The sequence below is a fragment of the Streptomyces sp. NPDC054813 genome (assembly GCF_053611365.1).
In genome coordinates this window covers 1-12,595 of the sequence record NZ_JBSHAF010000005.1, presented here as the reverse complement: position 1 = coordinate 12,595, position 12,595 = coordinate 1, and the positions used below count along the sequence as shown (strand labels likewise).

General features: G+C 70.1%; 15 protein-coding genes. 8 read left to right on the top strand and 7 right to left on the bottom strand.

All coding sequences use genetic code 11. The features are described 5' to 3' along the window. Nucleotides 1-17: 17 nt before the first annotated feature. The 3 genes from ACWGJB_RS10925 to ACWGJB_RS10915 all read right to left on the bottom strand — a co-directional run bounded on the left by ACWGJB_RS10925 (nt 18) and on the right by ACWGJB_RS10915 (nt 2,914). Nucleotides 18-842 (bottom strand): transglycosylase SLT domain-containing protein, encoded by an 825-nt coding sequence (locus tag ACWGJB_RS10925; protein WP_453379884.1) that lies wholly within the window; start codon nt 840-842, stop codon nt 18-20. Between the two features lie 312 nt (nt 843-1,154). Further along, nucleotides 1,155-2,222, bottom strand: coding sequence for an S-adenosylmethionine:tRNA ribosyltransferase-isomerase (locus ACWGJB_RS10920; protein ID WP_453379883.1), 1,068 nt, complete (start codon nt 2,220-2,222; stop codon nt 1,155-1,157). Next, nucleotides 2,219-2,914 (bottom strand): SDR family NAD(P)-dependent oxidoreductase, encoded by a 696-nt coding sequence (locus ACWGJB_RS10915; protein ID WP_453379882.1) that lies wholly within the window; start codon nt 2,912-2,914, stop codon nt 2,219-2,221. The genes ACWGJB_RS10920 and ACWGJB_RS10915 overlap by 4 nt, the downstream gene beginning before the upstream one ends. Nucleotides 2,915-3,139: 225 nt before the next feature. Between ACWGJB_RS10915 and ACWGJB_RS10910 the strand changes: the two genes are divergently transcribed. From ACWGJB_RS10910 to ACWGJB_RS10895, 4 genes are all read left to right on the top strand, one after another. Then, nucleotides 3,140-4,318: a GAF domain-containing sensor histidine kinase gene (locus ACWGJB_RS10910; protein ID WP_453379881.1), complete on the top strand. Its 1,179-nt coding sequence runs from the start codon at nt 3,140-3,142 to the stop codon at nt 4,316-4,318. Continuing rightward, nucleotides 4,311-4,952, top strand: coding sequence for a response regulator (locus tag ACWGJB_RS10905; RefSeq protein ID WP_453379880.1), 642 nt, complete (start codon nt 4,311-4,313; stop codon nt 4,950-4,952). Before ACWGJB_RS10910 ends, ACWGJB_RS10905 begins: the two co-directional genes overlap by 8 nt. A 170-nt stretch (nt 4,953-5,122) precedes the next feature. Beyond that, nucleotides 5,123-5,371, top strand: coding sequence for a chaplin (locus ACWGJB_RS10900; RefSeq protein WP_453379879.1), 249 nt, complete (start codon nt 5,123-5,125; stop codon nt 5,369-5,371). A 254-nt stretch (nt 5,372-5,625) separates the two neighbouring features. Continuing rightward, a complete protein-coding gene (locus ACWGJB_RS10895) occupies nt 5,626-5,865 on the top strand; it encodes a chaplin (protein ID WP_453379878.1) in 240 nt (79 codons plus the stop codon). Nucleotides 5,866-5,915: 50 nt separating this feature from the next. Here the strand turns inward: ACWGJB_RS10895 and ACWGJB_RS10890 are convergent, their stop codons facing one another. After that, complete coding sequence (locus ACWGJB_RS10890) at nt 5,916-6,701, bottom strand: hypothetical protein (RefSeq protein ID WP_453379877.1); 786 nt, start codon at nt 6,699-6,701, stop codon at nt 5,916-5,918. A gap of 150 nt (nt 6,702-6,851) precedes the next feature. Here ACWGJB_RS10890 and ACWGJB_RS10885 point away from each other — a divergent pair, with 150 nt between their 5' ends. The 3 genes from ACWGJB_RS10885 to ACWGJB_RS10875 all read left to right on the top strand — a co-directional run bounded on the left by ACWGJB_RS10885 (nt 6,852) and on the right by ACWGJB_RS10875 (nt 9,222). Continuing rightward, the gene (locus ACWGJB_RS10885; protein WP_453379876.1) at nt 6,852-7,643 is read left to right on the top strand and encodes an ABC transporter ATP-binding protein; all 792 of its coding nucleotides are present in this window, start codon (nt 6,852-6,854) and stop codon (nt 7,641-7,643) included. 73 nt (nt 7,644-7,716) lie between these two features. Further along, the gene (locus tag ACWGJB_RS10880) at nt 7,717-8,148 is read left to right on the top strand and encodes an NfeD family protein (RefSeq protein WP_362568513.1); all 432 of its coding nucleotides are present in this window, start codon (nt 7,717-7,719) and stop codon (nt 8,146-8,148) included. A gap of 129 nt (nt 8,149-8,277) precedes the next feature. Beyond that, nucleotides 8,278-9,222 carry an SPFH domain-containing protein gene (locus ACWGJB_RS10875; RefSeq protein ID WP_453379875.1) on the top strand — a complete coding sequence of 315 codons (945 nt, stop codon included), beginning with the start codon at nt 8,278-8,280 and terminating at the stop codon, nt 9,220-9,222. 137 nt (nt 9,223-9,359) lie between these two features. Here ACWGJB_RS10875 and ACWGJB_RS10870 read toward each other — a convergent pair whose 3' ends face one another. From ACWGJB_RS10870 to ACWGJB_RS10860, 3 genes are all read right to left on the bottom strand, one after another. After that, a complete protein-coding gene (locus tag ACWGJB_RS10870) occupies nt 9,360-9,869 on the bottom strand; it encodes an HNH endonuclease (RefSeq protein ID WP_453379874.1) in 510 nt (169 codons plus the stop codon). A 167-nt stretch (nt 9,870-10,036) separates the two neighbouring features. After that, nucleotides 10,037-10,576, bottom strand: coding sequence for a YbhB/YbcL family Raf kinase inhibitor-like protein (locus tag ACWGJB_RS10865; protein WP_453379873.1), 540 nt, complete (start codon nt 10,574-10,576; stop codon nt 10,037-10,039). A gap of 65 nt (nt 10,577-10,641) precedes the next feature. Then, nucleotides 10,642-11,424 carry a sporulation protein gene (locus ACWGJB_RS10860; RefSeq protein WP_453379872.1) on the bottom strand — a complete coding sequence of 261 codons (783 nt, stop codon included), beginning with the start codon at nt 11,422-11,424 and terminating at the stop codon, nt 10,642-10,644. A gap of 136 nt (nt 11,425-11,560) precedes the next feature. On the opposite strand from ACWGJB_RS10860, the gene ACWGJB_RS10855 reads away from it, so the two are divergent. Further along, nucleotides 11,561-12,211, top strand: coding sequence for a DNA-3-methyladenine glycosylase (locus ACWGJB_RS10855; protein WP_453379871.1), 651 nt, complete (start codon nt 11,561-11,563; stop codon nt 12,209-12,211). Nucleotides 12,212-12,595: the final 384 nt, after the last annotated feature.

Genomic DNA, 12,595 nt, shown 5'->3' with positions numbered 1-12,595 from the left:
AGAGGTCCGCGCCGGCCTCAGTACGCGCTGTTGACGTTGTCGATCGAGCCGTACCGATGCGCCGCGTAGTTGGCGGCGGCGGTGATGTTGGCTACCGGGTCGTAGATGTTCCAGGACGTGCCGTTGACGTGGTACGTGGCGAAGGTCGGCGGGATGACCTGCAGCAGACCCTTGGAGGGGATGCCGTTGATGGCGTTGATGTCCCAGTTGTTGATGGCGTTCGGGTTGCCGGAGGACTCCCGCATGATGTTGCGGTGCAGGCCGTTGTAAGAGCCCGGGATGCCCTTGGTGTTCATGATGTCGAGGGCCTGGCGGATCCAGCCGTCGAGGGTGTTCGAGTAGGTCTTCGCGGCGACCTGCTGGATCTGCGGGCGCTGCGCGGACCGGCTCGCGGCCTGCTTGGCGGCGTGCTTCACGTGGGCGGCGTGGGCGGCCTGCTTGGCGGCGGCCTCGACGTGCTTCACGTGGGCGGTGTGGGCGGCCTTGACCTTGGCGGTGTGGGCCGCGTGGGCCTTCTTCACGTGCGCCACGTGCAGGGCGTGGGCCTGCTTCACGTGGGCCAGGTGCAGGGTGTGGGGCGTGGCCGCCTTCTTCTTGGCGGCGATCGCCTCGACCTTGACGTTCTGGAACGCGAGCTGGTCGGTGACCGTGCCCTTGACGTCCTTGATCTGCTCCGTGCCGTAGGCCACCTGGGCCGCGGTCCGGGGGGACCCGGTCACGGCGGTCTCCGCGCTGCTGGGCACAGCGGAGAAGGCGAGGGCGGCGGCGCCGAGCGTGGCGACACCGGCGAGCGCGATCTTGTGATGCTTGGTCAGCGTGGGACTGTGGGCGTGCTTGGGCATAGCAGTGGACCTCTTCGAATAGCGCGGAGGTCGCTCGTTGTCCGCGGGGGAGACCGGCTCCTCCTGCACGAACACCGCGGGGGGAATCCGCGGTGCTGAGCGACGAGAGCAATTCTTAGCGGCCGCAAAATTCCCTGGCAAAGGTGTGACGTACGATCCCCGGTAGTACAGGCCGGAGGGGCAAAACGGGACAGACTAGGTCGTCTGTCCCGTTCACTGCGGGACCCTTTATCTCCTATGTCCGTTCGTACGTGATGTGCGCCCTATGTGCGGCCTCACATCGGCCGCACATGAATCTCACCAGGAGTTGCTCTAGCAATGCTCTGTGTGAGGGCTCTCCTCCGGGAGGATGAGGTGCACATCGCCGAACTCGTGCCACAGGTAGAGCCCGCGCAACGCCTCCTCGTAGCTGTGGTCGACCGAGGGCCGCCCCGCAACCGCCTCCAGCATCAGCAGATGCGAGGCCTCCGGCTCGTGCAGCCCGGTCAGCAGCCCGTCCACCACCCGCACCCCGCGCCCGGGCGTCACGACGAGCTCCGTCCACCCCTCGGCCGCCCGCACCACCCCGTCGGCGCCCGCCGCCGACTCCACGGCCCGCACGGCGGTCGTCCCGACGGCGACGACCCGCCTGCCACCCGCCCTGGCCGCGTTGATCAGACGCGCCGACGCCGCCGGAACGGCGAAACGTTCCGGGTACGGCGGCTCGTGCGCCTCCCCCGACGACACCCCCGTGTGCAGCGTGATCGGCGCGAACTGCACGCCCCGGCTCACCAGCTCCGCCACCAGCCGCGCGGTGAAGGGCCGCGCCGCACTCGGCATCTCCGCACTCCCGGCCCCGTCGGCCGAGGGCAGCGCGAACACCGTCTGGTAGACGGACAGCGGCTGGTCCCGCTCCGTGTAGGAGTAACGAATGGGCCGCCCGTGCTCCCGCAGCATCCCCGGCACGTCCCCCGAGGCCCGCGCCCACCACAGCCGCTCGCCCCGCGCACTCAGCGGCTCCACCAGGACCAGCCGCCCGCCCCCGGGCAGCCGCACCTCACTCCCCGCGGACGCGCCCGCACGCGCGCGTGTCGTCCCCCTGCCGTCCGGCTCCCGCAGCTCGACCGCCCACCGCCCGTCGTCCCCGCGGGTGGAGAAGTGCACCACCACGCGCGCGTGCCCGATCCGCCCGTCCACGGCGGCCGCCAGCGTCGGCGAGGTGTTCACCACCAGCAGGTCCCCGGCCCGCAACAGCACCGGCAGCTCGGCGAAGGCGTGATGCGACACCGCCGTCCCGCGCGACACCAGCAGCCGTACGGCATCCCGCTCCAGCCCCGGCCCGCGCTGCTCGGCCGGCACCCGCGCGGACAACTCCTCCGGCACCCGCAGAGCTGTCGTCATCGTCCCTCCACCAGAGCCGGCGCCCCGTACCGGCCGCTCGCCGGCCGCTCGTCGAGCAACCGCAGGAACGCCGGTACGACGCTCTCCGGTGCCGGCCGTGGATCGTCGTCGTCCGGTACGGCCGCCGCGTACAGGCCGGTCGCCATGTCCCCGGGATCCACCGACCACACCCGCAGCCCCGGCTCCTCCACACCGAGCACCGCCGCCAGCTGGTCCAGGGCGGCCTTCGAGGCGCCGTACCCGCCCCAGGTCTCGTACGCCTCCGCGCCCGCGTCCGAGCTGACCGCTATCACCGCCCCCGCAGCCGACTCCCGCAGCAGCGGCAGCGCCTCCTGGGCCAGGCCCAGCGCGGCCACCACATTCACCTCCAGTGCCCGGCGCAGCCCCGCCAGGGGCAGCTCGCCAAGGCGCACCAGCGGCTCGGCACCCAGCGCGCTGGCGTTGCTCACCAGCAGGTCCAGCCCGCCCAGCCGACCCGCGGCGGCCACCAGCTCGGCCCGGTGCCCGGCGTCCGTGACATCGCCGGGCAGCGCCGCCACCCGCGTCCCCGGCCCCGCGACGGCCTCCGCCGCCTCTTTCAGCGCCCCCGCGCCCCTGGCGTCCAGCACCAGGTCCCAGCCGCGCGCGGCCAGCGCCTGAGCCAGCGCACGCCCCAGTCCCTTCGACGCCCCCGTGATGATCGCTACCGGCATGACAACCGTCCCCTCGGCTCCGTCCGCCTCCGTCGGCGGTGACCTCAACCTAGGAACGGCACCGCCCCGGCCGCCTCGGACGCGGGGCGCAATCCGGCGGGGCCCTTCGGACTACGCCGCCGGTCCGGGGCCTGCGTCCTAGGACCCGGGTCCTACGGCCATCGGCCCGGGCCCCGCCACCATCGGCCGATCCGCGGTGTCACACCCCGCCGGTACCGTGAGGGCATGAGTCAAGGTCCCCGGTCCGGCCTCGCCGCGGTCAGCTCAGCGCTGCTGGCCATGAGCAGGCACCTGGAGGTGCGCGACGTCCTCAAGACGATCGTCGCCTCCGCCCGTGAGCTGCTCGACGCGCAGTACGCCGCGCTCGGGGTCCCCGACGACCACGGCGGCTTCGCCCAGTTCGTCGTCGACGGTGTCACCGACGCCCAGTGGAAGGCCATCGGCCCGCTCCCGCGCCAGCACGGCATCCTCGCCGCGATGCTCCACGAGGCGAAGGTCGAGCGGCTCGCCGACGTCCGCAAGGACCCCCGCTTCGAGGGCTGGCCGTCGGCCCACCCCGAGATGTCCGACTTCCTGGGCCTGCCGATCCGGGACGGCGACGAGATCATCGGCGCGTTGTTCCTGGCCAACAAGGTGCGCTCGGCGGGGGGAAGCCCCCCACACTCCCCGTGCCCCGAGCCCGACGGCAGTTGCGGCTTCACCGCGGAGGACGAGGAACTGCTCTCCATCCTCGCCCAGCACGCCGCGATCGCCCTCACCAACGCCCGCCTCTACGAGCGCAGCCGCGAGCTGACCATCGCCGAGGAGCGCTCCCGGCTCGCCCACGAGCTGCACGACGCGGTGAGCCAGAAACTGTTCTCCCTGCGCCTTACCGCCCAGGCCGCCGCCGCCCTGGTCGACCGCGACCCCTCCCGCGCCAAGGGCGAGTTGCAGCAGGTGGCCGCGCTCGCCGCCGAGGCCACCGACGAACTGCGCGCGGCCGTCGTGGAGCTGCGCCCCGCCGCCCTCGACGAGGACGGTCTGGTCGCCACCCTCCGCACCCAGATCCAGGTCCTCGACCGCGCCCACGCGGCGCGCGTGACCTTCGCCGCCGGCGGCGTCCGCGCCCTGCCCGCCGCCCAGGAGGAGGCGCTGCTCCGGGTGGCCCAGGAAGCCCTGCACAACGCCCTGCGGCACTCCGGCGCCGAGCACGTCGACGTGACCGTGAACCGGCGCGGCGGCGGGGCCGTGCTGCGGGTCACGGACGACGGCAGCGGCTTCGACCCGCACCTCACCCGCAGTGCCGGACGCCACCTCGGCCTGGTCTCCATGCGGGACCGGGCGAACGGGGCCGGCGGCACGCTGACCGTGGAATCGGCGCCCGGCAAGGGCACCACGATCGAGATGGAGGTCCCCGGTGGCTGACGCGATCAGGGTCCTGCTGGTCGACGACCACCAGGTCGTCCGCCGGGGCCTGCGTACCTTCCTGGAGGTCCAGGACGACATAGAGGTCGTCGGCGAGGCCGCCGACGGCGCCGAAGGGGTCGAGCGCGCCCAGGAGCTGAGCCCCGACATCGTCCTCATGGACGTCAAGATGCCCGGCATGGACGGCGTGGAGGCCCTGCGCAAGCTCCGCGAACTCGACAACCCCGCGCGCGTGCTCATCGTCACCAGCTTCACCGAGCAGCGCACGGTGGTCCCGGCCCTGCGCGCAGGCGCCGCCGGATACGTCTACAAGGACGTCGATCCCGACGCGCTCGCCACCGCCATCCGCTCGGTGTACGCCGGGCACGTCCTGCTCCAGCCCGAGGTGGCCGGCGCCCTGCTCTCCCAGGAGGAGGCCAACTCCGGCCACGGCAGGGGAGGGTCGCTCACCGAGCGGGAGCGCGAGGTGCTGGGGCTGATCGCCGACGGCCGCTCCAACCGCGAGATAGCACGCGCTCTGGTGCTCTCCGAGAAGACCGTCAAGACGCACGTCTCGAACATCCTGATGAAACTCGACCTCGCCGACCGCACCCAGGCCGCCCTGTGGGCCGTACGCCATGGCGTGACCGGCTGAAACGCCCTCCGTAACGCTTCACCGACGGCAACATGAAGGGTCGTCCTACGGGCTGAGATTCATACCGTCGTGGGAATGTCACCCGGACGGCGCATCCTCTCCCGGCCACCGGCGTTCTTCAGTGCGTGCCGCGGCGACCGCCGCGGCGATCGCCAAGGAGGGCTCAAGAAGTGAAGAACCTGAAGAAGGCAGCGGCCGTGACGATGGTGGCCGGCGGGATCATGGCCGCGGGCGCGGGGATGGCCTCCGCCCACACCGGCGGCTCCCACGCCGACGGCCAGGCCCAGGGCTCTCCGGGCGTCGTCTCGGGCAACGTCATCCAGGTCCCGGTGCACGTCCCGGTCAACGCCGTCGGCAACAGCGTCAACGTCATCGGCGTGCTGAACCCCGCCTTCGGCAACCTCGGCCTCAACCACTGAGACCGCGCCGCACCGCGGCATCGACCTCCGGCCTTCCGGGCGCCCCCGGAAGGCCGGTCGGCTTTTACTCCCAGCGGCTTTTACTGCCAATGACTCCTGGGCCCAACGGCTCTCAGGTCCAGTGACTCTCACGCCCAATGATCCGAACGGGCCGTCACGGCCAGGCGCCCCGTACCACCCAGGACCCCTGCGGCGTTGATCAGCGCACGACCCACGGCCGGGTCGGACACGCACACGCAGGAGGAACCCTTCCCATGAACATCGCCAAGAAGGCCGCCGTCGCCCTCACCGTCGCCGGTATCGCAGCGGGCGCCTCCGCCGGTTCGGCCTTCGCCGACGCGGTTGCCGACGGCGACGCTGTCGCCTCCCCGGGCGTCGCCTCCGGCCTGGTCGCCCAGATCCCGCCCAACGTCCCGGTCAACGTCAGCGGTCTCTCCGCCAACGTGGTCGGCCTCCTGAACCCCGCGTTCGGCAACACCGCGGTCAACAAGTAGGACCGGCACCACCGTCGAGGCCACGCCGTGCGGCGTGGCCCTCAGGCGCTCTAGCGCCCCCGCTCGCGCTCCTCCACCACCGAGTTGTACGCCGCCACCTGCGCCCGCCGGGCCGTCCGCTCCACCGGCCGCAGGGCCAGCGACCGCGCCGCCATCTCCGACGCGCTCACCGCGCCCCCGTGCCCGTTCTCGTGCGCCAGCGAGATCAGCAACCCGACCCGCTGCGCCAGCTCGAGGACCCGTACCGCCCGAGGCGGATACCCGGGGGCCAGCACCTCCCGCCCCCGCTCGGCCCGCGCCCGGTAGGCGTCGATCGCCGCCTCCGCCACCGGACCCGACCCGGCGACGTCCAGCTTCGCCAGAATCTCGGTCGCGTCCCTGAGCGCCTCCGCCAGCTCCCGCTCGGCCTCGCCCAGCGACGGCACGTCCGCAGGCGGCGCCTCCCGCACCGGCAGCACATGCCAGACCACCTCGACATGCACATCACCGGCGGGACCGGCCTCGGACACCTCCGGCACCAGCCCGAGGGCGGCGCCGTAACAGATCACCGCCTGCTCGGCCTCCAGAGCCCGCGCGTTGAACTCCGGCGGGCCGCTCAGCCCCAGCGGATGGCCCGGCGCCGGCAGCGCGACCCGCAGCCCGGTCGCCCCCAGCGTCCGCAGCCGCCCGAACGCCAGCGTGAGCCCGACCGGAGCGGACTCCCCGGGCAGCCCCTCCACCCGATGCACCGCGTCCTCGCCGACGATGGCGAGCACGGCGTCATCCGGAGAGACAACTCCGGCCAACAGGGCATTTCCCCAGGCGGCGAGGCGCCCTGAGCGAGGTTCCGAAAGCATGCCTCCACCCTAAGGACCGGACCGATGGAATGGAGCGCCGCACTCGTGGCGTAGATTTCATAAGGGCCGCGCCCACCGGCGCCGCCGCCCGAGCCACCGGCGTACGCGCCAGCCGAGACCGGCCACACTGCAAGGGGAGACAACGCGCTCATGAGCGATGTTCTGGAGCTTCAGGACGTATCCGTGGTCCGGGAGGGCCGGGCTCTGGTGGACCAGGTCTCCTGGTCGGTGAAGGAGGGCGAGCGCTGGGTCATCCTCGGCCCCAACGGCGCCGGCAAGACCACCCTCCTGAACATCGCCTCCAGCTACCTCTTCCCCAGCAAGGGCACCGCCACCATCCTCGGCGACACCCTCGGCAAGGTCGACGTCTTCGACCTGCGCCCCCGCATCGGTGTGGCCGGCATCGCCATGGCCGAGAAGCTCCCCAAGCGCCAGACCGTCCTGGAGACCGTGCTCACCGCCGCCTACGGCATGACCGCCCACTGGCAGGAGGAGTACGACGAGGTCGACGAGGAGCGCGCCCGCGCCTTCCTCGACCGCCTCGGCATGACCGACTACGTGGACCGGAAGTTCGGCACCCTCTCCGAGGGCGAGCGCAAGCGCACCCTGATCGCCCGCGCCCTGATGACCGACCCCGAGCTGCTGCTGCTCGACGAGCCCGCCGCCGGCCTCGACCTCGGCGGCCGCGAGGACCTGGTCCGCCGCCTCGGCCGGCTCGCCCGGGACCCGATCGCCCCCTCCATGATCATGGTCACCCACCATGTCGAGGAGATCGCCCCCGGCTTCACCCACGTCCTGATGATCCGCCAGGGCAAGGTCCTCACCGCCGGCCCGCTGGAGCTCGAACTCTCCTCCCGCAACCTCTCCCTCTGCTTCGGCCTCCCGCTCGTCGTGGAGCAGCTCGGCGACCGCTGGACGGCCCACGGACTCCCCCTGTCCTGACGGCTCCTGACGGGAGTTCCGTCCAGGGAAAGCACCCTGTCGGGGTCGGCACCCGCGGCCCTACCATGACCATGTGAACAGCATCGACGCATGGGTGTGGTGGCTCGTCGGCGCGGCGGCGCTCGGAATCCCGCTCGTGGTGACCGCGATGCCGGAGTTCGGCATGTTCGCGGTCGGCGCGCTGGCCGCCGCGGCCACCGCCGGACTCGGTGCGGGCGTCGTCATCCAGGTACTCGTCTTCGTCGTCGTCTCCGTCGCCCTGATCGCCGTCGTACGCCCCATCGCAGCCCGGCACGCCGCCCAGCGACCCCAACTCGCCACGGGCATAGACGCGTTGAAGGGCAAGCAGGCCGTCGTACTGGAACGCGTCGACGGCTCCGGCGGACGGATCAAGCTGGCCGGCGAGGTCTGGTCGGCACGCTCGCTCGACACCGGGCGCGCCTACGAAGCCGGAGAGGAAGTGGACGTCGTGGAGATCGAGGGGGCCACGGCCATCGTCATCTGACCTCGTACGACGCAACTCAGCGGAAGGACTCCCGAGTTGGGCGAGGGTCTGTCAGACTCGTCCAGCAAGATCTTCAACAACCATAAGATCTGCCGAGCGCCGAGGCGGAGAAGGGTACGGGGAGCGACGATGGAACCGGTCATCATCGTCCTGGTCATTCTGGTGGTGTTGGTCTTCATCGCCTTGATCAAGACGATCCAAGTCATCCCACAGGCGAGCGCCGCCATCGTGGAGCGCTTCGGCCGCTACACGCGGACCCTGAACGCGGGCCTGAACATCGTGGTCCCGTTCATAGACACCATCCGCAACCGCATCGACCTGCGTGAACAGGTCGTACCGTTCCCGCCCCAGCCGGTGATCACCCAGGACAACCTGGTCGTGAACATCGACACGGTCATCTACTACCAGGTCACCGACGCGCGAGCGGCCACCTACGAGGTCGCCAGCTACATCCAGGCCATCGAGCAGCTCACGGTCACCACGCTCCGCAACATCATCGGCGGCATGGACCTGGAGCGCACCCTGACCTCCCGCGAGGAGATCAACGCGGCCCTGCGAGGTGTCCTCGACGAGGCCACCGGCAAGTGGGGCATCCGCGTCAACCGTGTCGAACTGAAGGCGATCGAGCCGCCGACCTCCATCCAGGACTCGATGGAGAAGCAGATGCGCGCCGACCGTGACAAGCGCGCCGCGATCCTCACCGCGGAAGGCACGCGGCAGGCCGCGATCCTCACCGCCGAAGGTGAGAAGCAGTCCCAGATCCTGCGCGCCGAGGGTGAGGCCAAGGCGGCCGCTCTGCGCGCCGAGGGCGAGGCCCAGGCGGTCCGCACGGTCTTCGAGGCGATCCACGCGGGCGACCCGGACCAGAAGCTCCTCTCCTACCAGTACCTCCAGATGCTTCCGAAGATCGCCGAGGGCGACGCCAACAAGCTCTGGATCGTCCCCAGCGAAATCGGCGACGCCCTCAAGGGCCTGTCCGGCGCGATGGGCAACTTCGGCTCGCTGGGCGGCGGTTCGGGCGGCGGCGCTAACGTCCCGGCCCAGGAACGCCGCGAGAAGCCCAACATCGACTGACGGTCATCGACGGACGGTTCTGGAAAACAAAGGTTCCCCGCACCCCGTTCAGGGGCGCGGGGCTCTGTTTGATTTGCGGCTCCGCCGCGTGGGCGCGACAAGCCGCGCTCGCACGACGAGCCCGGCCAGGCACACGACTAGGCGGCCACATCCCCCGCCAGCCACTCAGGAAGCGCCGCCAGATCCTCGGCCCCCATCGCCAACAGCATCGCATCCTGCGGTGAAGGCTCGAACGGTCTCTGAAGCAACGGCATCCCCGCCTGCTCAGGTGTCCGGTCCGCCTTGCGGTGATTGTCCTCCGCGCACGAGGCCACCGTGTTCAGCCAAGAGTCCTGACCGCCCTGGGCCCGAGGCACCACATGGTCGACGGTCGTCGCCCGCCGCCCGCAGTACGCGCACCGGTGCCGGTCCCTGACCAACACCCCCCGCCTCGACCAGGGCGCCTGTCTCCGGAACGGCACCCGTACATAACGGCACAGCCTGATCACCCGGGGCGCGGGTATGTCCACATCCGCACCGCGCATGCGCAGTTCGGGGTGGGCCTGCTCGACGACGGCCTTGTCCTGGAGCACCAGGACGACGGCTCGATTCAAAGTCACCGTAGACAGCGGCTCGAAGCTCGCGTTCAGCACCAGCGTGTCACGCATCCAGCCCACCTCCCATGTGCACCGTGCCCACCCCCGGCGGGCTTGGATCAACTCTGGACGGGCGCGCCGAGATGGACAACGCAATAAAAACTGCCCGCCCCTGATCACTTCCAAGACCAGGGACGGGCAAACGTTCAATGAACGCTTGGCTGATTTCGCGAGGTGCGTCAGCCCTTCTCGGGGTTCTCGTACTCGCCGATCAACTGCGCGCGGGCGATCGCGTGGAACCGCAGGTTGAACCCGACGACGGCAGGCGACACATCGGCGTCCGGACCGAGCTTCTCCTGGTCCACCGCGTACACCGTGAAGACGTACCGGTGCGGCCCGTCCCCGGGCGGCGGCGCGGCACCGCCGAAGTCCTTCGACCCGTAGTCGTTGCGCACCTGTACGGCGCCCTCGGGCAGGCCCTCGAACTTGCCGCTGCCCGCACCCGCCGGCAGCTCGGTCACCGAGGCCGGAATGTCGAACACGGACCAGTGCCAGAACCCGCTGCCCGTCGGGGCGTCCGGGTCGTAGCAGGTCACGGCGAAGCTCTTGGTCCCGGCCGGGAAGCCCTCCCACCGCAGCTGCGGCGAGGTGTTGCCCTTCGCGTAGACCTGAGCGTCCTTGAGCGTCGCCCCTTCCTCGACGTCGTCGCTCGTCACCGTGAACGAGGGGACGGGCGGGTGGAAGTCATGGGGGAGAGGCCGCCGCTTGAGCTCGGTCACCTCGGTACCTCCTGATCGATACTGATCGCTTACGGAAGCCGATACGGACTCCGCGGTTCCCGAGCCTAGAACCAGTTGCGCTTGCTGCCGACCTCGGACAGCCACTGGTTCAGATAAGCCGCCCAGTCGGTCCCGTGGAAGTCGTGCAGACCCACCTGGAACGACCGGAAGGTGTCACTGCCCTCACTGAACAGCCCCGGCTTCTTGTCCATTTCAAGGATGACGTCCATGGCGTGCGCGTCCGCCACGAAGCTCAGCTCGACCTGGTTCAGCCCCCGGTACTGGGACGGCGGGTGGAACTCCACCTCCTGGTAGAACGGCAGCGTCTGCCGGGTCCCCCGGATGTGACCGCGCTCCAGGTCCGCGTTCTTGAAGCGGAAGCCCAGCTGGATGAAGGCGTCCAGGATCGCCTTCTGTGCCGGCAGCGGGTGCACGTTGATCGGGTCCAGGTCACCGGAGTCCACGGCACGCGCGATCTCCAGCTCGGTGGTCACCCCGATGTGCATCCCGCGCAGCGCCTGCCCGTCGATCATCGTGACCGGCGTCTCCCAGGGGATCTCCAGCCCGAACGGCACCGCGTGCACCGCCCCGGCCTGCAGCTCGAAGGCACCGCCGAGCCGCACCTTGCCGAAGTCGATGTTCTGCTTGTACTCCTCGTCGCCGCTCTCCACCTCGACCCGCGCCTGGAGACCCACGGACAGCCCCTGGATCTCCTGATTCACCGACCCGCCCTGGATCCGCACCTCACCCTGGACGACGCCACCCGGCACGACGTTGATCTCGGTGAGCACCGTCTCCACGGAAGCCCCACCGGCCCCCAGGCTCGCGAGCAGCTTCTTGAACCCCATGACTCTCCCTTTACGTACGGACCCTTGATCCCTAGAAACGCGATCCGACCGCGACCGGTTCCGGCCCACACCCTGGCAAGGAGACGAATCCTTGACCACCCCTTGGCATCCTCTGCCTGGACTAGGCTCGGACGCCATGATCGCGCCCCCGGACCGTACGTCACTCCCCAGGGACTTCTTCGACCGCCCTGTACTGGAGGTCGCCCCCGACCTCCTCGGCCGCATCCTCCTCCGCACCACCCCGGACGGTCCGATCGCGGTCCGCATCACAGAGGTGGAGGCGTACGACGGCCCGAACGACCCCGGGTCGCACGCCTATCGCGGGCCCACACCCCGCAACGAGGTGATGTTCGGTCCGCCCGGACATGTGTACGTCTACTTCACCTACGGCATGTGGTTCTGCATGAACCTCGTCTGCGGTCCGGTGGGCATCGCGAGCGCGGTCCTGCTCCGCGCCGGCGAGATCGTCGAGGGCGTCGAGCTCGCGCGCAAACGTCGACTTTCGGCCCGATACGACAGAGAACTGGCCAAAGGCCCGGCCCGCCTGGCCACCGCCCTGGGCGTCGACCGGGCCCTGGACGGCACGGACGCGTGTGCCGCCGACGAGACACCGCTGCGGATGCTGACCGGTTCCCCCGCCCCCTCCGACCAGGTACGCAACGGTCCGCGCACCGGAGTCGCCGGCGAGGGGGGCAATGGTGAGGTTCATCCCTGGCGTTACTGGATTGCAGATGACCCGACAGTCAGCCCCTATCGGGCCCATGTACCCCGGCGCCGCTCAAGTTGACGCGTCCCTGGAAGGTGCGTAACGTAGCCCGAGCCGATGAACCGGGTATGGCATTCGCCAGCAGCCGGAAGCGGCCACCCACTACCTACGACTTCCCCTGACGGGGTCGGATTTGTCATGCCTGCATGCCTGAATTCGAACTCACGGAACTCGATTATGAGTCTCGACGGGAATCGGCTAACGTAGTGAATGTCGAAAGGCCGACAGGCGAAAGCCGGAAAGCCTCAGACAATCCCGCCGACCGGGAATCGGACGCCGAAAGGATCTGATAGAGTCGGAAACGCAAGAACGAAGGGAAGCCCGGAGGAAAGCCCGAGAGGGTGAGTACAAAGGAAGCGACCGTTCCTTGAGAACTCAACAGCGTGCCAAAAGTCAACGCCAGAT